The following is a 21,275-nucleotide window of genomic DNA, read 5'->3' as shown; positions in this document are numbered from 1 at the left end:
ACTACACTGGGCGGATAGGTTGCCGCCGGGACACACCATGAACGCTGAATCACCCTTGCACAAGCTGCTGGCTGCCGTACCGCTGTTCCATGAGCTGACGCCTGACGAGCTGGCTACCTTTCTGGGCCATTGCCGGCAGGAGGAGGTGCCGGCCGGCTATGTGCTGATAGAACAGGGTGAGCGTGGCAGGCATCTCTATGCAGTAATGAGTGGCGGGCTCAAGGTCAGCCGCAAGGCAGGCGAGGCTGAGCCGGTGCAACTGGCGCTACTGCGGGCTGGCGATGTGTTTGGTGAGCTGGCCCTGGTGGATTTCGGCGAGCGCTCGGCTTCGGTGACCACGACCGAGCCCTGCCGCCTGCTGCGTTTTGACCGACTGGACGTGGTAAAGCTGCCACCCTTGCTGCTGGCCAAGCTTTACCGCAATGTGGGCACCCTGATGGCCGGCCGCCTGCGGGAGACCAATAGCCTGGTCAGCGTGCTGCTGGCTGATAAGGCACCTGCCGCGGTGGCGGTGGACGATGAGGCGCAGGGCAGCGGCTTTGCGCTGCCCCAGCAGCGCACCGTCATTCGTCGCTGAAACACCCGGTCGGCCACCGATAGGTCTACCGTGTCGGCATGGACATGCAGGCATGGGAGGTGTGGCATGAAAACCGTTTTCCTGGGCGGAATGGCCCTGCTGGTGCTGTGGCAGTCCGATACGCTGGCAGCCAGCGTGGATAACGGCCGCCATGTGTTTGAGGGCAACTGCGCCGTGTGCCATGGCACACCACCCGACAATCTGATACGGCCCAAGGTGATGATAGCGGCGGACAATCCCAACGCCATACGCAATGCCTTCAACATCCAGCCGCAGATGAGCTTTCTGAATGGCGCCTTCACCGACAGCGAATTGCGCGACGTTGCCAAGTATCTTGCCAAGCCCACCACCACGGATTCCGACCGGTTGTTCGACTGGGGGCAGGCGACCTATCCCGAGCTGCTGAGCGGTGTGCCGGTGGCTGGAACCGCACTGGGCTACTACTATCGGTATTATCCGATCACCAATGTCTATGTAGGCACGCAGAACCGTGACATTTTTTTCTATGACCCCAGCCAGCCCGGCGATCCACTCAATCTGGGCAGTATGGAGAGCTTCATGTTGCTGGCTGAGCCGGCGGGGTACTGAGTACGGGCTCGCGGGCCTGGCCTGCTTGCTGCTGACCCTGGCCTGGGTGCCAGCCCGCGCCGCCGACACGGGTGTGCCCGCACCCATGCTCAGGCTGCTGGATGTCCAGGGACGCCAGCACGATCTGGCGGACTTGCGTGGCAAGGTGGTCTACCTGGATTTCTGGGCTTCCTGGTGCGGGCCCTGCCGTCAGTCCTTTCCCTGGATGAATCAATTGCAGCAACGGCACGCCAAGGACGGCCTGGTGGTGCTGGCCGTCAATCTTGATGCAGAGGCCAAGGATGCCGCGGCTTTTCTGGCTCGCTATCCGGCCAGCTTCAGCGTGCTGTACGACGCCACCGGCGCCAGTGCCAAGACGTGGGGCGTCAAGGCCATGCCCAGCAGTTATCTGATCGATAGGCAGGGGGCCATTCGTAGCCGCCATATTGGTTTCCGCCCCAGTAGTGCCGTCGAGCTCGACGCCCAAATCGCAGCCCTGCTGCAAACCCCCTGAGGACCTTGCATGCGTATCTGCCTGCTATTGAGCATGACCCTGCTGGCCGGCTGCGCCACTGTGCAGCCCTGGGAGAAAGGCCACCTGGCCAAGCCCATCATGGCGTTTGACCCCGATCCACTGACGGCACGCCAGCACAAGCAGATCTACACCAGCAAGGAAGCCGCCAGCGGCGGCCAGGGTGTGGGCACGGGGGGCTGTGGATGCAACTGACATCTAGCCCGCAGACCGATGATGCCAACAGCCATCCGTTGGGCCTGTTGGCGGCTGCCGCCCTGGCCCTGATGCCGGCCACGGCGCAGGCGGTGACGCCACCTGATGGTACCAGCGTGACGGTGAGCTACCTTAGCTATCAGGATTACGATGCCCAGCGTGATCGCATGCAGGTGCATGCCCCGCAACTACACCTGCGGACTGCGCTGGGCGAGCGTTTTGGCCTGGAGATGGCGGCCACGGTGGAGACCATGTCGGGTGCTTCACCGGAGTTCCACAATGCACTCAGCGGCGCATCCGGCAAGGGTATAGCCGACAGCCGGCGCGCTGCCGATGCCAAGCTCAGCCACTATTTCGACAGGGTGGTGCTGGGCCTGGGGCTGGCCTATTCAGACGAGGACGACTACCGCTCACGTGGGGCTGGCTTGGATGTGCAGTGGTTGAGCGAGGACCAGAACACCACCCTGGTGGCAGGGCTGGGCAGCAGCAGCGACCATATCAGTGCCACCGACCGGCCGCTGATACAGCAGCAGCGTCATGGCAAGGAGGCCATGCTGGGGCTGACACAGGTGCTGTCGCCGGTGGCCATCGTGCAAAGCAATCTCACCTATAGCCGTGGCCATGGTTACTTTTCGGACTCCTACAAGGCGCTGGACCGACGGCCCGACAGCCGCCACCAGCTGGCCTGGCTGACCCGTTATCGGCACTACCTGCCTGCCCTGCAGGCCGCCTTGCATCTGGACTACCGCTACTATCGCGACAGTTGGGGTGTCCGGGCGCATAGCCTGGAGACTAGCTGGTACCAGCCCGTAGGCGAGCGCTGGCTGTTGCAGCCCAGTCTGCGTTACCACAGCCAGGGCGCTGCCTGCTTCTACAGCGATCGTTTTCCGCCTGCCCGCTTCAATACGCTGTATTCGGCCGATAGCCGGCTGGGCGCGCTGGGCGCCGTCACGGTGGGCCTCAAGGCCAGTTGGCGTTACAGCGCGCAGACCACCGTAGCACTGCTGGCCGAGCACTACCAGCAGCGTGCCAACTGGCATGCAGGCGGGCAGGGCAGCACCGCAATGATGCCGTTCAAGGCCAATTGGCTATCGCTGGGGTTGGGCCATCGCTTTGAGTGAAGCTGACGCCTGCCACCGCTTCGTGTTCCGGGCCATGGCCTGTGACAACGAGTTGCAGTTGGTGGGCGATGCTACCGCCGCTGCCCACATAGCCGAGCAGGCCATGGCCGAGGTCCGCCGCATCGAGGCCAAGTATTCGCGTTACCGCGCCGACAGCGTGGTGGCGCGCATCAATGGCGGTGCTGGTGGCGAGCCGGTGACCATAGACCTGGAGACCGAACGCCTGCTGGACTATGCCCATGCAGCCTGGCTGCAAAGCGGCGGGCGATTCGATATCACCTCGGGCGTGCTCAGGCAGGTGTGGGATTTTCGCAGCACCAAGCTACCCGACGACGCGCAACTGGCCCAGGCATTGCAGCGCATAGGCTGGGACAGGGTGGAGCGCGGCCCCGGCTGGGTGCGCCTGCCCGAGGCCGGCATGGAGCTGGATTTTGGTGGCTTTGGCAAGGAGTATGCTGTCGATAGCGCCGCCGACCTTTGCCTGGCGGCGGGCTGGCGCCAGGGGCTGGTCAACCTGGGCGGCGATCTGCGGGTGTTGGGGCCGCAAGCCGGTGGCAGGCCTTGGCGCATAGGCCTGCGACACCCGCGTGCGCCTGAGCAGGTCTTGGCAACCGTGCTGTTAAGCGAGGGCGGTCTGGCCAGCAGCGGCGACTATGAGCGCTATATGGATGTGGCAGGGCGGCGCTATTGTCATATTCTGGACCCACATTCCGGCTATCCTTCGCAGGGCTGGCAGGCGGTCAGTGTGACGGCCGCACGGTGCCTGCTGGCGGGTACGGTCAGCACGGTAGCCATGCTGCACGATGCCGCAGGCGGCCTGGATTGGTTGCGGCGCTGCGGCCAGCCCTATCTGGCCGTGGCGGCCGATGGCAGCGTGCATGATGGTTTTCCGGTGCGGCAGAATGAACACGAAGTACCCTGTATGCCGCAGCCAGCCTCGCAAAGCTGAGACGGCCACCTTGTTTGGGTACTACACTATCGCTACAGCGCCTCTATTGGGGACATCCATCACCTGCTGCTGCGCCGTGCGCTACCGCGATATTGCGGGCCGGCGAGCACTGCACCAAATCTTAAGGAGTACTCTCCCATGCGCCTGAACCGCACCCTGCTGCTAGGTTGCCTGTCTGGTTTGTTGATGACGTCCACGGTATTGGCCGATGTGCTTGACCGGGTCAAGAGCAAGGGCGTGCTGACGGTAGGCGTGGTCATCGACCCGCCATTTGGCATCAAGAACAAGAATGGCACGCTCTCTGGCTACGATGTGGATTTCGCCATTGCCATTGCCAAGAAGCTGGGCGTCAAGCCGGTGATCCTGGAGCTGGACACCGATGAGCGTGTCAACGCACTCAATAGCAACAAGATCGACATTCTGACTGCCTATACCAAGACGGCCGAGCGGGAAAAGCAGGTCAATTTCAGCTACGGCTATTTTGTGACCGGCCAGAAGTTCGTGGCCAAGCTGCGCAAGATACAGACGCTGGACGACGTCAAATCCCTGTCGGTGGGCGCCATCCGCGACACCACCTCGGAGAAGCTGGCCAAGAAGGAACTGGCCGGCACCACCATCATCAGCTTCACCGATGTGGACGAAGCCTTTCGCTTCCTGCAGCAAGGCAAGATCGATGCCATTACCTATGACGAGCCCATCCTGGCCGCCAAGCTGTTCGCCATGCCAGGCAAGCAGCAGTATGAGATCAGCCCGGTATCACTCTCCACCAAGGCCTATGGCCTGGCCGTGGCTAAGGGCGAGAAGCGGCTGGTTGGGGTGATCAACGATACCCTGTCCGAGCTGGAAGACAGCGGCGAAGCGGCCCGTATTTTCGAGCGCTGGTTCGGCCCGACCTCCAGCGCGCCGCTGCAGCGCATATTCAAGATACAGAGCTGATCACGGGTGCTTGAGCAGTGATAGGCCCTTGCTGGGCCTATCAGGCAATCTGCTTCAATTTCTCGCCCTCCACCAGCACGGTATTCGTGCCGTCGCTCAGCCACAGCTGGCCATCCTGCAGGGTGGCCTGCAACTGCATGCCACGCTGATTCATGGCGGCCAACTGCGCCAGGGTTTCCGGGCTGATGCTGATCACGCTGAGATTATCCAGCCGGCCCAGCTTGCTCTCCATGCCCTTCCACCAGATATCGGCAGCGCGGCCCCCGTAGCTGTAGACCCATACCTGATCGGCACGGCCGCAGGACTGGCGCAGCCTGCGCTCGTCCGGCTCACCCAGGTCTATCCACAGTTCGATCTCGTCGGCATAGCTTTTCTGCCACAGCGCGGGTTCGTCATTGTCGCTGGCGATATCGCGGGTAAAGGCCAGCCGTTCGCTCGCGTGCAGCACAAACACAGCAAGGCGTAGCATCAGCCGCTCCAGTGTTTCGGAGGGATGCTGGGCCAGGGTCAGGCTGTGGTTGGCGTAGTAGCCGCGATCCATGTCGCTGATGGAGATGTCGGCTTTATGTATGGTGGCCTTGAGTGCCATGGCAGGTATGCAGTCGATTTGAGAAAGGCGCGAGTTTAGCCCTTGTGGGCGCCGGTGTCGCAAAGCCGGCACAGATATTTTGTGCAGCCGGTTCGGTTGCCAAGCCGCCTGGGCGGACCTGGATGCATAAGGCAGGTTGCTGCCGCATCGACGGCATGGTTGCAGTGCCTGTCTGCCTCGCGGTTACCGGGTTGCTATGGAAGAAGCTAATTCAATCAGATGCTTATGTTGTGTATGCCTATGGAATAATGATATTGGCATGGTACTATTCGGTTTTCGGCCGCAGCCTGCTGCCAGCCACATTCATACGGCAGATCCTGTAAAGCAGGAGGCTGTACATAGAAGGATGACATCATGTTGAAAACAGGAAACAAGCGTCGCGCCATGGTGATGGCCGGCTGGATGCTGCTGTCGCTGGCGGTGGAAGCAGCACCTGCTGTGCCAGCGCCGACGCCCGAGGCCGGCGTGGTGGTCATGCCCCTGACCCAGGCGCCGCTCCGCGCTGAGGCGGTCTACCTGCCCGGCACCAAGCTGGCCGCCACGCTACCCGCTCCGGCGCCCAAGCTGGGTACTTGGTCCTACGAGGTGGAAGAGCTGGCACGTAGCCAAGGCTGCAAGGGCAGCGGCGCCTGGCTGACGGGCGGCGATAGCAGTGAACAGTACTACCGTATCCAGTGCGAGACGGGCGCCGTGCTACAGGCTACCTGTACCGCTTCTGGTCAGTGTCTGGTGGATTGAGCGTCGGGCTTGCTGCCGCTCTAGTACAACATGCTGTACGCCTGCCGTGAGCACCTGGGACTAGATGCCGGGCGTAGCCCTAGCAGCAGGTGTAGTTGGAGATACATAACCCCTAAGGCATGACAGCAGCCGCACCATTGCTATATGCTAATGGCATGTAAGTGCTTGATATATAATGCGTCCCTTTGATTGGCCGGGCTTGTCCGGCCACGTCTTGATTGTCAGAGCATGAGTATGCAAAGGGGAGTATGTTGAAGCATTTAGCAGTTTGTTTAGGTGCAATTGCCTTGTTGGCCTTAGGCGGGTGTGCTTCGGTGCAGCCGCAGATCGCCTTGAAGCCTGAGTTCAAGACGCAGAAACAAGAGACGGTTGCCATCGTGGTGGGTAAGTTGCCCAAGCCCATGAGCATGAAGGTGGGGGCGCAGGGACTGCTGGATGTGGCCATCAACAACGCCATGGCCAGTGGCCTGGATAAGCACTTGGCAGGTCTGGACATTTCCCGCTTCAATCGCGTTGGCCAGCAATTCAATAGCCACCTTACCGAACAGGGCTTCGCCCAGGTTCAGTTGATAGAAGACTTCGATTTTGCCTCACTGCCCGAGTTCAAGGACAAGGGCAGGGGCACCGGGTTTGCTGGGCGGGATTTCCGTGGGCTGGCGCAGCGCTACCAGGCGAGCAAGATTATTACCCTGAACGTGGCGGCAGCGGGCACCCTGCGGGCCTACTATGGCTTTATTCCGCTGGAGGAACCGCGTGCCAGGTTCATGATAGAGGCGCAGCTGGTTAATCTGAAGGACAACTCTCTGGAGTGGTACAGCACGGTGGATCAGGTTGCGCCGGTTGTCGGCCCTTGGGATCAACCGGAAGCTTACCCTAACCTGACCAAGGCCTTCTATGGCGCCTTGGGTGGTGCTGCGCGTGTAGTGGAAAGAGAGTTCACCGGCCAAGCAACCCTGGCGCTGGAGCAAATGGACAATGAGGTTGCCGTGACAGCCTTGCAAACCGTCGCCCCTGTAACCCCGGTGGCGACGCTTGCCGCCGTACCCGCGGCGGTGGCCAAGGCTGAAGTGAAGACAGCAACCGTACCGGCGGCTGCACCGCAAGTGCAGCTGAAGCCCGTCGTGGTCGAGCAAGTGGTGTCAGCGCCGGTGCAGGTGGTTGCCGCCAGCCAGACCTTGGGCAAATGGTCATACGAGGTTGAGCAGATTGCCAAGGAGGCTGGCTGTATGGGCGATGGCGCCTGGCTGGTCGGCAAGGATGGCTTGGACGAGCACTATCGCGTAGTGTGCAAGGCTGGCCCCGCCTTCAATGCGACCTGCACGGTCAATGGTCAGTGCCTGGCGCGCTGAGGCCGGACGCTGTTGCCTGAACAGCCGGCTCGGCTGGGAGGCATGATGGCAAACGGGCTCATGTTTTCATGAGCCCGTTTTGTTTTGGCGCAGGTCAGATCATCGGCCTCGCGGCTTACTGGGCGCCTTGCCCTTGCCGCCACGCAGGTTGGGTTGCCGTGGCGGCGCAATACGGCCCACCGTGCCAGGACCACCACCACCACGGGCATTGCCGCGAGGCGCCTGCAACTGGCGCTCCTCGGCCGTGGGGTGGGGCACCAGATGCTGGCTGCCATTGCCTATCAGATCGGCCCGTCCCATATTGCTCAGGGCCTCGCGCAGAATGGGCCAGTGCTTGGGATCGTGGTAGCGCAAAAAGGCCTTGTGCAACTTACGGCGGTAGGCATCGCGAACAATATCGACCTTTTCCGAGCTGCGGCTCAATTTCTTCAGCGGGTTGCGGCGGGTATGCCACATGGTGGTGGCCAGGGCCATAGGCGTGGGGGTAAAGGCCTGCACCTGGTCTGGGCGGAAGTTGTTTTTCTTCAACCATAGCGCCAGGTTCAGCATGTCCTCATCGCTGGTGCCCGGGTGGGCGGCGATAAAGTAGGGGATCAGGTACTGCTCCTTGCCGGCCTGCTTGCTGAAGCGATCAAACAGCTCGCGGAAGCGCTCGAAGGCATCCACCCCCGGCTTCATCATCTTGCTCAGCGCACCTTCCTCGGTATGCTCGGGCGCGATCTTGAGATAGCCGCTGACATGGTGGGTGACCAGCTCCTTGATGTACTCGGGCGAGCGCACGGCAATGTCGTAGCGCAGGCCGGACCCGATGGTGATCTTCTTTACCCCCGGTATCGCGCGTGCCTTGCGATAGAGCTGTATCAGCGGTGCGTGATCGGTATTGAGGTTCTCGCAGATGCCTGGGTAGACGCAGCTGAGGCGGCGGCAGGCCGATTCTATCTTGGTGTCCTTGCAGGCCAGCCGGTACATATTGGCGGTGGGGCCGCCTATATCGGTGATATGGCCCTTGAAGCCACGGGTCTTGTCGCGGATTTCCTCGATCTCGGCCAGGATGGATTCTTCAGAGCGACTCTGGATGATGCGGCCTTCATGCTCGGTAATCGAGCAGAAGGTACAGCCACCAAAGCAGCCGCGCATGATGTTGACTGAGAACCGTATCATCTCCCACGCCGGGATATGGGCGTTGCCATAGGCCGGATGTGGGTTGCGGGCATAGTAGAGGCCGTAGACGTGATCCATCTCCGGGGTGGTGAGGGGGATGGGGGGCGGATTGATCCAGACCTCACGTTCACCATGCTGCTGCACCAGCGCGCGGGCGTTGCCGGGGTTGGATTCCAGGTGCAGCACCCGGCTGGCGTGGGCGTAGAGTACCGGGTCGTGGGCCACAGCCTCGTAGGCGGGGATGCGCACGACAGTCTTGAGGCGGGCCTCCAGCTTGGCGCGTACCCGCTCGGATTTGCTGACTATGCGTATGGCCTGGGTGCCCTCGGGCAGCACTTCGCCGGCAATCTGCTTGGGCTGTTCGGGCTCCATGGCATAGGGGTCGATGTGAGCGTCCACTCGGCCTGGGGTATCTACCGTGCTGGAATCTTCCTCGCGCCAGCTGGCGTCGGGTTTCCAGCCCAGCGGCGCCATGAAGGCAGTGCCGCGTATATCACGCATGTCGCGCAGCTTCTCGCCTCGGCCTGCGCGTTGGGCGATCTCGACCAGGGCCCGTTCGGCGTTGCCGTAGAGCAGGATGTCGGCCTTGGCGTAGACCAGGGCGGACTGACGTACCTTGTCGCTCCAGTAGTCATACTGGGCAATGCGGCGCAGGCTGGCCTCGATGCCGCCTATCATGATCTGCACGCCGGGGTAGGCCTCGCGGCAGCGCTGCGAATAGATGGTGACGGCGCGATCCGGGCGTTTGTCCGGTGCGCCGTGCGGCGTGTAGGCGTCGTCCGAGCGCGGTTTCTTGTCGGCCGTGTAGCGGTTGATCATCGAATCCATATTGCCGGCAGTGACACCAAAGAACAGCCTGGGCTTGCCCAGCGCCGTGAAGGCCTCGGCCGAATGCCAGTCCGGCTGGGCGATCACCCCTACCCGGAAGCCCTGTTGCTCCAGCAGCCGCCCTATCAGCGCCATGCCGAAACTGGGGTGGTCGATATAGCAATCGCCTGATATCAGAATGATGTCGCATTCGTCCCAGCCCAGTTCATCCATCTCGGCCCGGCTCATGGGCAGGAAGGGCGCAATGCGGCCTTGCGTGCCCCAGTAGCTGGGGTATTGATGGAGCGGGGTGGGTGTTGCGGTAACAGTCATGGCTGAGTGGGGCAAGGTCAATCGGGTATTGTCTCAGATTTGCCTTGTTATCTGAAAATCTTTTTGATATTCATCGACATACATAAGGTCTGCCGGTGGCGTGCAACGAAAATCTGAGGCGCTTCGCTGATTCCGATGCACCGCCCCTCACGCCGCTCGCTTTCGGTATCTCCCTTGGCGTTTGTTGAGCTGTACCCATTCTCTCTGCCTATGGGTATCCTGACGGGCCATGACGACCCTACATCTTTCCCTCGCCGCCGCCCGCAACCTGCATCTGGCAGCACAGGGCCTGCTCACGCCCAGTCGGCGCAAGGCCAGCAAGGCGGATGTGCTGGCGGCCATACAGCGCATGGCCTTGCTGCAGATCGATACCATCCATGTGGTGGCACGCAGCCCCTATCTGGTGCTGTTCAGCCGGCTGGGGCAGTACGATCCGGCCTGGCTGGAACAACTGCTGGCCGAAGGCCGGCTGTACGAATACTGGGCGCATGAGGCCTGCTTCGTGCCGACCGAGGATTACGGCCTGCTGCGCCACCGCATGCTGGATCCGGCCGGCATGGGCTGGAAATTCTCGGTCCGCTGGATGGAGACCCACAAGGCCGAGATCGAAGCCCTGTTGGCGCATATTGCGGCGCAAGGGCCAGTGCGCTCGGCCGATTTCGAACGCAAGGTGAGCGGCAAGGGTACGGGCTGGTGGGATTGGAAGCCGGAAAAGCGCCACCTCGAGGTGTTGTTCACTGCGGGCCGCTTGATGGTGGCAGAGCGGCACAATTTTCAGCGGGTCTACGATCTGGCCGAACGGGTGCTGCCCGATTGGGACGATGCCCGCGACCTGCCCACGCCGGAGGTGGCGCAGGCGCGTATGGTCAGCCGCAGCTGCCAGGCATTGGGCGTGGTCAAGGCGGGTTGGGTGGCCGACTACTACCGATTGAAGCGCGGCAAATACGAGCAGGCACTGCATGGCCTGGCCGACGCAGGGGAGCTGATTCCGGTGCGGTTGGAGGACAGCCGGCAGGATGCCTATGTGCACCATAGCCTTGCCCCCCTGCTTGACGATGCCGTTGCCGGGCGCTTGCAATCCACGGTCACCACACTGCTGTCGCCGTTCGATCCGGTGGTATGGGATCGCAAGCGGGCGGCGGAGCTGTTCGACTTCGATTACCGCATCGAGTGCTATACCCCAGCGGCCAAGCGCAAGTATGGCTATTTTGTGTTGCCCCTGCTTAGCCGGGGGCGGCTGGTGGGCAGGGTGGATGCCAAGGCCCATCGCAAGGAGGGCGTGTTCGAGGTCAAGGCTTTGTTCATCGAGCCTGGTGTGCGTATCAGCCAGCGCCTGCTGGGCGATATCGGTACGGCTTTGCAACGGTGCGCCGCCTGGCACGGTACGCCCCGAGTACAGGTGCAGGAGGCACCCATGGGCTTGGCCGAAGCCTTGAGTACCCCCATCATCACGGCCTGACCCGCTTTTGCCCTGCCTAACATCGAGTACACCACCATGAAACGCATCTACACAGGCCTATCGGCCGCACTGCTGTCGCTGGTCACCCAGGCCGGTACACTGGAGCTGGGCATCGGTGCCAGCGCCCTCAGCCTGCCGGATTACCGTGGCAGCGACGAGCAGCGCGCCTATCTGCTGCCGGTGCCCTATATCAGCTACCGCAGTGAACACCTGGAGGTGTCACGCACCGGCTTGCGCGGCAAGCTGGCGCTGAGTGAGCGGGCCGAGCTCGATCTCAGCTTTGGCGCTACGCCACCGGTGCGTGCAGACCGCAACCAGGCGCGGCTGGGCATGCCGGAGCTGGACCCTATGCTGGAGGTCGGCCCATCGCTGCGCTATCGCCTGAGCAATTCGGATGCGGCGGTCCGTACCGAACTGGTACTGCCGGTAAGGGCGGTTATAGGCTTTGACGACTGGCGTACCCGCCATCGCGGCAATCTGTTCAACCCCCGCCTGGCGGCCGACTGGAAGGTGGGGCAGGGTGATGCAGCCTGGAAGCTGGGCGGCTCGCTCGGCGTGCTGGTGGGTGACCGCGATCTGCACCAGTATGTTTACGGGGTTGCACCGCAGTATGTCCACCCGGGCCGGGCCGCCTATGAGGCGCGCGGTGGTTACGGTGGTACGCAGCTGACCTTCAGTGCCAGCCGTGACCTGGGTGACTACTGGCTGGGTGCCTTTCTACGCACCGATCACCTGGCGGGCGCGCGATTTGCCGATAGCCCGCTGGTGCGCCGGGATAACAATGTCAGCGCGGGCATCACCCTGGTCTGGCGTTTCTATCGCCGCGACTGAGCCTATGTCGACTGCTGCGCTGCACATTTGCAAGTGGCCGGTGGCCGGTTAGGATGCGGGATTCCCACCCGCACGAGCAGCATATGGCCAAGGACGAAAGCAAGCAGGCCGCATTGGCCCAGGCGCAGCAGTGGCTGCAGCAGCACCAGGTGAAATACCTGCTGGCGCAGTTCGTGGATATCCACGGTGCGGCCAAGACCAAGGTGGTGCCCGCCCGCCATCTGGACATGATCACCCATACGGGGGCCGGGTTTTCGGGCTATGCCATATGGGGAACCGGCATCGCCCGCAACGGCGGTGACTACTATGCCCGGGCCGATCTCGATACCCTGGCGCTGGTGCCCTGGCAGCCTGGTTATGCCCGGGTGGTAGGCGACGGCCATGTGCACGGCCAGCCGCATCCGCTGTGTTCGCGGGTGCTGCTCAAACAGCAACTGGCCAGGTTGGCGGTGCGTGGCTGGACCCTCAACACCGGGCTGGAGCCGGAGTTCATCCTGCTGCGCCGAACTGCCGATGGCGACTACCGGCCGGCTGACGAGCTCGATGTGCTGGACAAGGCCAGCTACGACTACAAGGGCCTGTCGCGCGAGGCCAACCGGGTGTTCCTCGAGCAGGTGACCGAGGCCATGGCTGCCGTCGGCGCTGACGTCTACCAGATAGACCACGAGGACGCGCCGGGACAGTACGAGATCAACTACGTCTATTCGGACGCGCTGACCAGCGCCGATCGCTATATCTACTTCAAGATGGCAGCCAGCCATGTGGCCGAGCAGTTGGGCATGCTGTGCAGCTTCATGCCCAAACCGTTTGCCGACAGGGCCGGCTCAGGCCTGCATTTCCATCTCTCGATTGCTGATGCGACGGGCCGCAACCTGTTCGAGGATGCGAGTGATCCTCAGGGCTATGGTCTCAGCTCCCTGGGTTATCACTTCCTGGCCGGCATACTGCAGCATGCCCCGGCGCTCACCGCTATTTGTGCGCCCACGGTCAACAGCTACAAGCGGCTGGTGGTCGGCAACTCGCTGTCAGGCGCCACCTGGGCGCCAGCCTATGTGGCCTATGGCGACAACCGCACCGTGCTGGCGCGCTGTCCTGGGGGGCGCATAGAGTGGCGTCTGGCTGATGCCGGCGCCAATCCCTATTTGGTGACAGCCGCACTGATTGCCGCCGGGCTGGACGGCATCAGCCGGCAGCTGCAGCCGGGCCGCAAGGTGGATGACGATCTGTATGAGTACGATGAAGGCCAGCTTGAACGTGCCGGTATACGCCCTGTGCCGCAGAATCTGGGCGAGGCCGTCGCTGCCCTGGAGGCGGACCAGGTCATGCTGGAGGCGCTGGGGGCCGATTTTGTCGCCGAGTTCGCCAGGATCAAGCGCATGGAGTGGGTGGAGTATTCCCGCCACGTATCGGACTGGGAGCGCAAGCGCTATGCCGATTTCTTTTGAGGTAAGGCACTATGCGGTATAGCAAATACGCCCGACGGGCTGGCCAGCAAGCGAGGACTGTGGCATGGCTGCTGGCCACCAGCCTGGCTGTCCAGGCCGCCTGCCCCGATTACGATGCCCTGCAGTCTGCGCCAGCGGCGCCGCAGCCCGCCAAGCAGAGTTTCCGCCATGTGCGCAGCAGCGTGCTGGCCAGCGTGTATCGCCCCTGGCATATGGTGCACGACAGCCTGGTGGCGCAGGGCCAAGCGGCTACGGTGGTGGCCAAGTTTGACTACGACGCTGCGCTCCACAAGGATCTGGAAGACGAGCGCGTGCATGTCTACCTCTACGGCAGCGGCATGGCCAGCTGGGCGTATCTGGGCGACTGGCTGACGGACGACGATGGCAAGGTCTCGATCAACCTGGGTGTACGCCCGGTAGGAGAATACCGCTTACGCATGGTGGTGGAGGGCGACGGCTCGGTGGCGGAGGGCAATCTCAGCGTGGTGGAGCCGGGGCGGGAGGCGGTGCTGTTCGATGTGGATGGCACCTTGACGCTGAGCGACTTCGAGGCCTATGCCGATTACGCCGGGCTGGCCATGGCCGAGGCCTATGCCCAGTCACCCCAGACCGTGCAGGCCTACCAGCAGAAGGGCTACCAGATCATCTATCTGACAGCGCGCCCCTACTGGGTGACGCCCAAGGCCCGTAGCTGGTTTGCCAGCCACGGCCTGCTCGACGGGCACTACCGCAGCAATGTCTACAGTAGTGGCCCCATACCGCCCAATACCGAGCAGCATAAGGCCGACTATGTGCGTTACCTGCGCGAGACGGTGGGGCTGAACATCGTGCGGGCCTACGGCAATGCCCTGACCGATATTGCCGCCTATGCCAGCGCCGGGCTGCCCAAGGCAGAAACCTGGATCATAGGCCCGCACGCCGGCAAGGAGCAGACCCGCGTGGTAGGCAAGGACTACCGGGCGCACTATCGCACGGTGGTGGCGGCGACACCGCTGGCAGCTTGCAAGCGGTGAAGCGCGACCTTATTTTTACCGTGCGCGACTAAGCCTGGCCGGCTTTTGTCGCCGCCCAGGCCCGTGCCGTGTGCAGTTTCTTGTAGCTGTCGAGCAGGCGCTGGTGTCGGTCCAAGCCCTCCAGTTGCATGCTCGTCGGCGTCAGGCCGTAGAAGCGTACGCTGCCGTCCACTGAGCCCAGCGCTGCGTCCATGCGCGCGGCGCCAAACATGCGGCGGAAATTTACCACGTAGTCGTCCAGCTCCAGCTCATCGTCCAGCAGCACCTCCAGCACAACATTGAGTGCCTGGTAGAACAAACCGCGCTCGACCGTGTTGTCGTTGTATTGCAGGAAGGCGCTCACCAGTTCCTGCGCCTCCTCAAACTGTTGCAAGGCAAGGTGTATCAGCAGCTTCAGCTCCAGCACGGTCAACTGGCCCCAGGCCGTATTCTCGTCGAACTCGATGCCGATCAAGGTGGCGATATCGCCGTATTCATCCAGCTCGTTATTTTCCAGGCGCTCCAGCAGGGCGGCCAGGCTGGCATCATCCAGCTTGTGCAGGTTCAGCACATCGTTGCGGAACAGTAGCGCCTTGTTGGTGTTGTCCCAGACCAGGTCCTCTATCGGAAAAACTTCCGAATAGCCCGGCACCAGGATGCGGCAGGCTGTCGCACCCAGATGCTCGTACACCGCCATATACACTTCCTGGCCCAGGTCTTCGAGTATGCCGAACAGGGTTGCGGCTTCCTCGGTATTGGAATTGTCACCCTGGCCGGAAAAATCCCACTCCACAAAGGCGTAATCGGCCTTGGCACTGAAAAAGCGCCATGACACCACGCCACTGGAATCAATGAAGTGTTCCACAAAGTTGTTCGGCTCAGTTACCGCCTGGCTTTCGAAGGTGGGCTGGGGCAGGTCGTTCAGGCCTTCAAAGCTGCGCCCCTGCAGCAGCTCGGTCAGGCTGCGCTCCAGCGCGACCTCCAGGCTGGGATGCGCGCCGAACGAAGCAAACACGCCGCCGGTACGCGGGTTCATCAAGGTGACGCACATCACGGGATACACCCCGCCCAGCGAGGCATCCTTCACCAACACCGGAAACCCCTGTTCTTCCAGGCCCTGTATGCCCGCCACGATGCCGGGGTATTTCGCCAGCACCGCTTGCGGCACATCGGGCAGTGCAATTTCGCCTTCCAGAATCTCGCGCTTGACCGCCCGTTCGAAGATTTCCGACAGGCACTGCACCTGCGCCTCGGCCAGGGTATTGCCAGCGCTCATGCCATTGCTGCCGTACAGGTTCTCCACCAAGTTGGAGGGGAAGTACACCACCACGCCATCAGACTGGCGCACAAAGGGCAGGGAGCAGATACCGCGTTGCACATTGCCAGAGTTGGTGTCGTACAGATGCGTGCCAAGTAGCTCGCCATCGGGGTTGTAGACCGCCAGGCAGTGCTCATCGAGGATATCGGCCGGTAAGGCATCCTTAGGGCCAGGCTTGAACCAGCGCTCGTTCGGGTAATGCACGAAGGGGGCGTTGGCGATGTCCTGGCCCAGAAAGCTGCTGGCATAGAAGTGATTGCAATTCAGCCGCTCAATAAACTCGCCCAAGGCCGATGCCAGTGCGCTGTCCTTGCTTGAGCCCTTGCCATTGGTAAAGCACATGGGCGAGTGCGCATCGCGTATATGCAGTGACCAGACGCCGGGAACGATATTGCGCCAGGAGGCGATTTCTATCTTCATGCCCAGGCCAGCCAAAATGCCCGACATATTGGCAATGGTCTGTTCCAAGGGCAGATCCTTGCCCGCGATATAAGTGCGCGCTTCGGAAGCCGAGTTGGGCATCAACAGCGCCTGGGCATTGGCATCGAGATTGTCTACCTCTTCAATCACGAACTCTGGCCCCGCTTGCACGACTTTTTTTACCGTGCAGCGTTCAATCGATCGCAAGATACCCTGGCGGTCTTTGGCGGAGATATCTTCCGGCAACTCGACCTGTATCTTGAAAATCTGTTGGTAGCGGTTCTCCGGATCAACAATGTTGTTCTGTGACAGGCGGATGTTTTCGGTAGAGATATTGCGGGTGACGCAATACAGCTTGACGAAGTAAGCAGCGCACAAAGCCGAAGAGGCCAGGAAGTAGTCGAACGGGCCCGGCGCCGAGCCATCGCCCTTGTAGCGTATGGGCTGATCGGCCACCACCGTGAAATCATCGAATTTGGCTTCAAGGCGAAGCTTGTCGAGAAAGTTGACCTTAATTTCCATGAGAGAACTCCAAAATAGCGCCGCCAAGCCCCACTGCTACTGCCTGCCCACGACAGCAGCTGGAACGCTGATGGGCACGGCGTGCATTTCATTGAGGCCAGGTGTCCCCAAGGCCAAGTGACGGGGGAGAGCCTGTTGTGAACTTGATTCGTTGCAAAGCCGAAGCCCATGCAGGTGAAGACTGGCTTTAGTGAGCTGCCCTTTCGAGGGCGGGACCTTGATCGAGGGAGAGCCTACTGATCCAGGCTACGCTGCTGTCCAGCGCCGGTGTCTTCCTGATGCCTGCCCAGTCTGTCACCACTCATCCATGGCTTGAGTCCACGGACGGCGCTAGACATTCGATATGCATAAGAAACTGGGGCGTAACTAGCCCGTATTTTTTCATGGTACTGTGATTCGGCGTGGATTGCACTTGCGGTATCACCCGGCGGTAGGGCCAGAGGTGGCATGCAGTGTGGCTTTTGGGCACAGCCAGAAGCCGCATTCTCCTTGCTGTACAGCGTTGCGGATAGAGAAATTCTTTTTGTATATCAACGGTGTGTGGCGTTGCGTTTGCTTGCGCGCACCTTGTGCTGCCCGGCAGTTGAGATTTCTGGGTGCCCGATTTTCGTGCTGCCTGTATTCAAGCGCTTGCTTTCATGCTAGCGTCATCTATCTTCTCCACACTCACCTGCTTCACCGCAAGGGTGAGACATTCAAATACAAACGGAGACACATCGATGACACGCCGCATATCGCTGGCCATAGCCCTGGCCCTGGCGGGTAGCCTCACCGCCCAGGCCGCCTGCCCCGACTACACCACACCGCAGCAGGCGCCTGCCGCGCCCAAGCCGGCCAAGAAGAGTTTCCGCCACCTGGGCAGCAAGATACTGTCGGGGCTTTACCAGCCCTGGCACATGGTGCATGACACGCTGGTGGCACAAGGACAGTCCGCCACCCTGGTGGGCAAGTTCGATTACGACGCCGTACTGCACAAGGATCTCGAAGACGAGCGCGTGCATGTCTACCTCTATGGTACCGGCATGGCCGCCTGGGAATACCTGGGTAGCCAAATGACCAATAGCGACGGCAAGATCTTCGTTACCCTGGGCCCACGGCCGGCCGGTGAATACAAGGTACGCATGGTGGTGGAGGGCGATGGGTCTGCCGTGGAAGGCTACCTGAGCGTGGTCGAGCCGGGCCGCGACACCGTGCTGTTCGATATCGATGGCACCCTCACCATCAACGATTTCGAGGCCTATGCCGACTACGCCGGCCTGAAGACGGCCGCTGCCTATTACTACGCCCCGGAGACCGTGCGGGCCTATCAGCAGAAGGGCTACCAGATTATCTATCTGACCGCCCGACCCTACTGGGTGACGCGCGATGCCCGCGAATGGTTCGGCAAGCAAAACCTGCTGGGCTGGCACTATCGCAGCAACCCCTATGGCGACGGCCCCATCCCGCCCAATACCGAGGAACACAAGACCAACTACGTGCGCTACCTGCGCGAGACAGTCGGCCTCAACATCGTCCGCGCCTATGGCAATGCCACCACTGATATTGCGGCTTATGCCAACGGCGGCATAGCCAAGGCCGAAACCTGGATCATAGGCCAGCATGCCGGCAAGGAGGGGACCCGCAGCGTTGGGGCAGACTACAGCTATCACTACAGCAGTGTGGTGGCGGCAACGCCGCCGGCGGCCTGCAGGCGCTAAGCTGGCGGGGTGATGCACGGGAACGGGCCCGCTTGGCTGGCCTGTGCCCGTGATGGCTGCATACACCATCTATCTGCCCAAGTTTGCATACGCGAGCATGGGGATATCACGCTAACCGCAAAATGCGGGGTGCTGTCCTTGCTATCGTCGATGGTGCTAGTTGTCGCTTAAAGCTCGGCCTGCACCAGCAGCCTGTCCAGCAAGGCGTTGATTTGCTGTGCCTCATCCAGGCTCAGCCCGGTGGCGGCCAGCAGGGCGGGGGGGATGCTTTCGGCCTGCTGCCGCAGTGCCTGGCCGGCAGGGGTCAGCATGATGCGGACTTCGCGTTCATTCTCGGCCCGCCGCTCGCGCCGTATCAGCCCGCCTTGCTCCAGCCGCTTGAGCAGCGGGGTGAGGGTGCCCGAGTCCAGCAGCAGACGTTGGCCCAGTGCCTTGACCGTCAGGTCGTCACGCTCCCACAGCACCAGCATGGCCAGATACTGAGGATAGGTCAGCCCCAGCTCGGCCAGCAGCGGCTGGTAGCAGCGGGTGACGGTGCGGGAGGCAGCGTAGAGGCGGAAGCAGAGCTGGGCATCCAGCCTGAGCCAATCGGGTTGCGCGGTCATGATGTGTACTCGTTGGCAATGGCGGCAGGCCGGCATGGTACCGGCCTATCCCACTGCCTGTGATTCTATCGCCTTGGTGCCAAGCCGGGCCGCCATTCTGTGGCGATGCCCGGTTGGGCATCAGTGCATCAGGCTACGGTGATCTGCACATCCACATTGCCACGGGTGGCATGCGAGTAGGGGCAGATGTCGCGGTGGGCAATCTCGGCCAGTTCGGTGGCCACGGCACGATCGAGGCCGGGCAGCGATACCGTCAGGGCGGCGGTGATGCCAAAGCCGCCGGCGGCACGAGGGCCGACGCCAACCTGGGCCGTGACCGAAGCCTGTTCGATCTTGATGCCTTTTTGGCGGGCCACGAAGCGGACGGCACCTTCGAAGCAAGCCGCATAGCCGGCAGCAAACAGTTGCTCGGGATTGGTGGCCGCACCGCCGGGGCCGCCCATTTCACGGGGCAGGGCCAGTTTGGCCTGCAGTACGCCGTCGGACGATTCGATCTGGCCTTCACGGCCGCCGGTGGCAGTGGCTTGGGCGGTATAGAGCACTTGTACGGACATGGTGTTTTCCTTGCTGGGTTATCGATGGCACTGGGTGCCGCCTGGTGAGACGAAATATAGCCAGCAATTAAATTGCACACAATTTAATTGTAACTATCACGTCGATAGCCATGGGGTACAGCCTGTCTTGTGACCACGGCGCGGGGGAGGGATCGCGCCTGTCTGGCGCGTGCACGGTGAAAACTGCCAAACCGTACGTTCAGGAAGGATTCAGCGCCGTGGCAGCAAACTGCGCTTCACAGGCAGCCACTGCGGCTGCATCAACGGAGGCAAGATCATGTTCAAACCGATTTCCATCCTGATACTGGCTGTGGCTTTGAGTGGCACCGCTGCGCTGGCTGACAACTCTTCCCGCGTGATCGTCGGCGGTGCCCTGGGTGGCGCAGCCGGATCGGCCATCGGTTACGAGCTGGACGGCCGCAATGGCGCCATCGTCGGCGCTGCACTGGGTGGCGCCGTGGGGGCCGCCGTGGCACACCGCTCAGATCGCCGCGAAGTGGTGGTGCATCGTACTGAGTACCGCAAGGTCTACCCGGTCCGCTACTACGACGAGCCCCGCGTGGTGTACCGCCCCGTGCAACAGGTGGTCTATGTGCCGGTAGAGCGCCACCGTGGCCATGGCAAGCATTGGAAGCACCATCGCCGGCACGGCCACGGCCATCATCACGGCCACCACGGTCGTTGAGCCAGACCGCTTAAGCTGAGTTTGTCTTCTTCCAGCGCCTAAACTCGGGCGGCGCCACAAGGACACAAACATCAGCAGAGCCCGGTATCATGCGGGCTCGGCCCCGCCGCTTGCGGCGGGGCTTCTTTGTTTCTGGTCCCGCCATGCCCGTATCGAATCGCCCCCAACCGCTGGAACGCATCCTGCAATCGCAAGGCTTTGGCAGCCGTAAGACGGCCCGCGCCCTGGTGCAGGCCGGCCGCGTGGCCGTCAACGGCCAGCCCTGCCACCAGCCCGATGCCAGCTTTGCTACCGATGGCCTGCTGCTGACGGTGGACGAGCAGCCCTGGCCCTATCGTGAACGGCTCTATCTGGCGCTTTACAAGCCGGCCAACTACGAGTGCTCGCGCACGCCGCAGCACCATGCCTCGGTGTTCAGCCTGCTGCCCGCGCATTTCCTTGCGCGGGGAGTCCAGCCCATAGGCCGGCTGGATGCCGACACCACCGGCCTGCTGCTGCTGACCGATGACGGTCCCTACAACCATGCGCTGGCTTCGCCCAAGCGGCACGTACCCAAGACCTACCAGGTCAGCCTCAAGCATGCGGCCGATACCTCGCTGGTGGCGGCCTTGCTGGCAGGCGTGCAGTTGCATGACGAGCCAGCACCACTGGCTGCACGAGCCTGCAGCCTGCTGGATGAACACCAGCTGCTGCTGACCCTGGACCAGGGCAAATACCATCAGGTCAAGCGCATGGTGGCGGCTGCCGGCAACCGGGTGGTGGCCCTGCACCGTGTGGCCATGGGGGGATTGCGGCTGGACGCGCCGCCCTTGCAACAGCTAGCCGAGGGTGAGTGGTGTGAGCTGGATGCTGACGGCCTGGCCTTGATTCAGTCGTATTAGCGCAAAGGCCGG

General features: G+C 62.1%; 21 protein-coding genes. 16 read left to right on the top strand and 5 right to left on the bottom strand.

All coding sequences use genetic code 11. The annotated features are described in order from the left end of the window. The first annotated feature begins 37 nt into the window (after positions 1 to 37). From V7714_RS07930 to V7714_RS07900, 7 genes are all read left to right on the top strand, one after another. Positions 38 to 577, top strand: coding sequence for a cyclic nucleotide-binding domain-containing protein (locus tag V7714_RS07930; RefSeq protein ID WP_335709232.1), 540 nt, complete (start codon positions 38 to 40; stop codon positions 575 to 577). A 66-nt stretch (positions 578 to 643) separates the two neighbouring features. Continuing rightward, entirely contained in the window at positions 644 to 1,165 is a 522-nt protein-coding gene (locus tag V7714_RS07925) for a c-type cytochrome (RefSeq protein WP_335709231.1), read from the top strand. Positions 1,166 to 1,190: 25 nt separating this feature from the next. Continuing rightward, positions 1,191 to 1,658, top strand: a complete 468-nt coding sequence (locus V7714_RS07920; RefSeq protein ID WP_335709230.1) for a TlpA family protein disulfide reductase — start codon at positions 1,191 to 1,193, stop codon at positions 1,656 to 1,658. Between the two features lie 9 nt (positions 1,659 to 1,667). Continuing rightward, a complete protein-coding gene (locus V7714_RS07915) occupies positions 1,668 to 1,871 on the top strand; it encodes a DUF4266 domain-containing protein (RefSeq protein ID WP_284195169.1) in 204 nt (67 codons plus the stop codon). Next, complete coding sequence (locus V7714_RS07910; RefSeq protein ID WP_335709229.1) at positions 1,862 to 2,992, top strand: DUF3570 domain-containing protein; 1,131 nt, start codon at positions 1,862 to 1,864, stop codon at positions 2,990 to 2,992. The genes V7714_RS07915 and V7714_RS07910 overlap by 10 nt, the downstream gene beginning before the upstream one ends. Beyond that, positions 2,985 to 3,941: an FAD:protein FMN transferase gene (locus V7714_RS07905; protein ID WP_335709228.1), complete on the top strand. Its 957-nt coding sequence runs from the start codon at positions 2,985 to 2,987 to the stop codon at positions 3,939 to 3,941. Before V7714_RS07910 ends, V7714_RS07905 begins: the two co-directional genes overlap by 8 nt. A gap of 138 nt (positions 3,942 to 4,079) precedes the next feature. Further along, positions 4,080 to 4,877, top strand: a complete 798-nt coding sequence (locus tag V7714_RS07900; RefSeq protein ID WP_335709227.1) for a transporter substrate-binding domain-containing protein — start codon at positions 4,080 to 4,082, stop codon at positions 4,875 to 4,877. Between the two features lie 40 nt (positions 4,878 to 4,917). Here the strand turns inward: V7714_RS07900 and V7714_RS07895 are convergent, their stop codons facing one another. After that, the gene (locus V7714_RS07895) at positions 4,918 to 5,466 is read right to left on the bottom strand and encodes a YaeQ family protein (RefSeq protein ID WP_335709226.1); all 549 of its coding nucleotides are present in this window, start codon (positions 5,464 to 5,466) and stop codon (positions 4,918 to 4,920) included. Between the two features lie 354 nt (positions 5,467 to 5,820). Between V7714_RS07895 and V7714_RS07890 the strand changes: the two genes are divergently transcribed. Beyond that, a complete protein-coding gene (locus V7714_RS07890; protein WP_335709225.1) occupies positions 5,821 to 6,204 on the top strand; it encodes a hypothetical protein in 384 nt (127 codons plus the stop codon). Positions 6,205 to 6,518: 314 nt separating this feature from the next. Next, the gene (locus V7714_RS07885) at positions 6,519 to 7,553 is read left to right on the top strand and encodes a hypothetical protein (RefSeq protein WP_335709224.1); all 1,035 of its coding nucleotides are present in this window, start codon (positions 6,519 to 6,521) and stop codon (positions 7,551 to 7,553) included. 99 nt (positions 7,554 to 7,652) lie between these two features. On the opposite strand, the gene V7714_RS07880 is transcribed toward V7714_RS07885, so the two are convergent. Further along, positions 7,653 to 9,854: a YgiQ family radical SAM protein gene (locus tag V7714_RS07880; protein ID WP_335709223.1), complete on the bottom strand. Its 2,202-nt coding sequence runs from the start codon at positions 9,852 to 9,854 to the stop codon at positions 7,653 to 7,655. 229 nt (positions 9,855 to 10,083) lie between these two features. Here V7714_RS07880 and V7714_RS07875 point away from each other — a divergent pair, with 229 nt between their 5' ends. From V7714_RS07875 to V7714_RS07860, 4 genes are all read left to right on the top strand, one after another. Beyond that, positions 10,084 to 11,313, top strand: a complete 1,230-nt coding sequence (locus V7714_RS07875) for a winged helix-turn-helix domain-containing protein (protein WP_335709222.1) — start codon at positions 10,084 to 10,086, stop codon at positions 11,311 to 11,313. A 36-nt stretch (positions 11,314 to 11,349) separates the two neighbouring features. Then, positions 11,350 to 12,144 (top strand): MipA/OmpV family protein, encoded by a 795-nt coding sequence (locus V7714_RS07870; protein WP_335709221.1) that lies wholly within the window; start codon positions 11,350 to 11,352, stop codon positions 12,142 to 12,144. An 83-nt stretch (positions 12,145 to 12,227) separates the two neighbouring features. Then, on the top strand, positions 12,228 to 13,589 hold the full coding sequence (gene glnT / locus V7714_RS07865; RefSeq protein ID WP_335709220.1) for a type III glutamate--ammonia ligase: 1,362 nt from the start codon (positions 12,228 to 12,230) through the stop codon (positions 13,587 to 13,589). A gap of 11 nt (positions 13,590 to 13,600) precedes the next feature. Next, on the top strand, positions 13,601 to 14,602 hold the full coding sequence (locus tag V7714_RS07860; RefSeq protein WP_335709219.1) for a lipin/Ned1/Smp2 family protein: 1,002 nt from the start codon (positions 13,601 to 13,603) through the stop codon (positions 14,600 to 14,602). 28 nt (positions 14,603 to 14,630) lie between these two features. Here the strand turns inward: V7714_RS07860 and V7714_RS07855 are convergent, their stop codons facing one another. After that, a complete protein-coding gene (locus tag V7714_RS07855; protein WP_335709218.1) occupies positions 14,631 to 16,841 on the bottom strand; it encodes an OsmC domain/YcaO domain-containing protein in 2,211 nt (736 codons plus the stop codon). Positions 16,842 to 17,560: 719 nt separating this feature from the next. Here V7714_RS07855 and V7714_RS07850 point away from each other — a divergent pair. Then, positions 17,561 to 18,538: a lipin/Ned1/Smp2 family protein gene (locus V7714_RS07850; RefSeq protein WP_335709217.1), complete on the top strand. Its 978-nt coding sequence runs from the start codon at positions 17,561 to 17,563 to the stop codon at positions 18,536 to 18,538. A 167-nt stretch (positions 18,539 to 18,705) separates the two neighbouring features. Here the strand turns inward: V7714_RS07850 and V7714_RS07845 are convergent, their stop codons facing one another. Together V7714_RS07845 and V7714_RS07840 are read right to left on the bottom strand one after the other, a co-directional pair. Beyond that, positions 18,706 to 19,143 carry a MarR family winged helix-turn-helix transcriptional regulator gene (locus V7714_RS07845; protein ID WP_335709216.1) on the bottom strand — a complete coding sequence of 146 codons (438 nt, stop codon included), beginning with the start codon at positions 19,141 to 19,143 and terminating at the stop codon, positions 18,706 to 18,708. Positions 19,144 to 19,271: 128 nt separating this feature from the next. Next, entirely contained in the window at positions 19,272 to 19,697 is a 426-nt protein-coding gene (locus V7714_RS07840; RefSeq protein ID WP_284195154.1) for an organic hydroperoxide resistance protein, read from the bottom strand. Between the two features lie 277 nt (positions 19,698 to 19,974). Here V7714_RS07840 and V7714_RS07835 point away from each other — a divergent pair, with 277 nt between their 5' ends. Both V7714_RS07835 and V7714_RS07830 read left to right on the top strand, forming a co-directional pair. After that, positions 19,975 to 20,382, top strand: coding sequence for a glycine zipper domain-containing protein (locus V7714_RS07835; protein ID WP_335709215.1), 408 nt, complete (start codon positions 19,975 to 19,977; stop codon positions 20,380 to 20,382). A 143-nt stretch (positions 20,383 to 20,525) separates the two neighbouring features. Beyond that, complete coding sequence (locus V7714_RS07830) at positions 20,526 to 21,263, top strand: pseudouridine synthase (protein ID WP_335709214.1); 738 nt, start codon at positions 20,526 to 20,528, stop codon at positions 21,261 to 21,263. Positions 21,264 to 21,275 lie beyond the last annotated feature (12 nt).

The organism is Chitinimonas sp. JJ19 (assembly GCF_036961565.1).
GTDB lineage: Bacteria > Pseudomonadota > Gammaproteobacteria > Burkholderiales > Chitinimonadaceae > Chitinimonas.
The sequence above is the reverse complement of the archived record's forward strand: the minus strand, read 5'-3'. Positions and strand labels throughout refer to the sequence as shown.

What these genes read in the sequence shown, in the direction of transcription:
- V7714_RS07880 (WP_335709223.1), bottom strand. Translation starts at nt 9,854, where the DNA reads ATGACTGTTACCGCAACACCCACCCCGCTCCATCAATACCCCAGCTAC.
- V7714_RS07890 (WP_335709225.1), top strand. Translation starts at nt 5,821, where the DNA reads ATGTTGAAAACAGGAAACAAGCGTCGCGCCATGGTGATGGCCGGCTGG.
- V7714_RS07835 (WP_335709215.1), top strand. Translation starts at nt 19,975, where the DNA reads ATGTTCAAACCGATTTCCATCCTGATACTGGCTGTGGCTTTGAGTGGC.
- V7714_RS07860 (WP_335709219.1), top strand. Translation starts at nt 13,601, where the DNA reads ATGCGGTATAGCAAATACGCCCGACGGGCTGGCCAGCAAGCGAGGACT.
- V7714_RS07840 (WP_284195154.1), bottom strand. Translation starts at nt 19,697, where the DNA reads ATGTCCGTACAAGTGCTCTATACCGCCCAAGCCACTGCCACCGGCGGC.
- V7714_RS07925 (WP_335709231.1), top strand. Translation starts at nt 644, where the DNA reads ATGAAAACCGTTTTCCTGGGCGGAATGGCCCTGCTGGTGCTGTGGCAG.
- V7714_RS07895 (WP_335709226.1), bottom strand. Translation starts at nt 5,466, where the DNA reads ATGGCACTCAAGGCCACCATACATAAAGCCGACATCTCCATCAGCGAC.
- V7714_RS07845 (WP_335709216.1), bottom strand. Translation starts at nt 19,143, where the DNA reads ATGACCGCGCAACCCGATTGGCTCAGGCTGGATGCCCAGCTCTGCTTC.
- V7714_RS07910 (WP_335709229.1), top strand. Translation starts at nt 1,862, where the DNA reads ATGCAACTGACATCTAGCCCGCAGACCGATGATGCCAACAGCCATCCG.
- V7714_RS07930 (WP_335709232.1), top strand. Translation starts at nt 38, where the DNA reads ATGAACGCTGAATCACCCTTGCACAAGCTGCTGGCTGCCGTACCGCTG.
- V7714_RS07870 (WP_335709221.1), top strand. Translation starts at nt 11,350, where the DNA reads ATGAAACGCATCTACACAGGCCTATCGGCCGCACTGCTGTCGCTGGTC.
- V7714_RS07830 (WP_335709214.1), top strand. Translation starts at nt 20,526, where the DNA reads ATGCCCGTATCGAATCGCCCCCAACCGCTGGAACGCATCCTGCAATCG.
- V7714_RS07900 (WP_335709227.1), top strand. Translation starts at nt 4,080, where the DNA reads ATGCGCCTGAACCGCACCCTGCTGCTAGGTTGCCTGTCTGGTTTGTTG.
- V7714_RS07875 (WP_335709222.1), top strand. Translation starts at nt 10,084, where the DNA reads ATGACGACCCTACATCTTTCCCTCGCCGCCGCCCGCAACCTGCATCTG.
- V7714_RS07915 (WP_284195169.1), top strand. Translation starts at nt 1,668, where the DNA reads ATGCGTATCTGCCTGCTATTGAGCATGACCCTGCTGGCCGGCTGCGCC.
- V7714_RS07850 (WP_335709217.1), top strand. Translation starts at nt 17,561, where the DNA reads ATGACACGCCGCATATCGCTGGCCATAGCCCTGGCCCTGGCGGGTAGC.
- V7714_RS07855 (WP_335709218.1), bottom strand. Translation starts at nt 16,841, where the DNA reads ATGGAAATTAAGGTCAACTTTCTCGACAAGCTTCGCCTTGAAGCCAAA.
- glnT (WP_335709220.1), top strand. Translation starts at nt 12,228, where the DNA reads ATGGCCAAGGACGAAAGCAAGCAGGCCGCATTGGCCCAGGCGCAGCAG.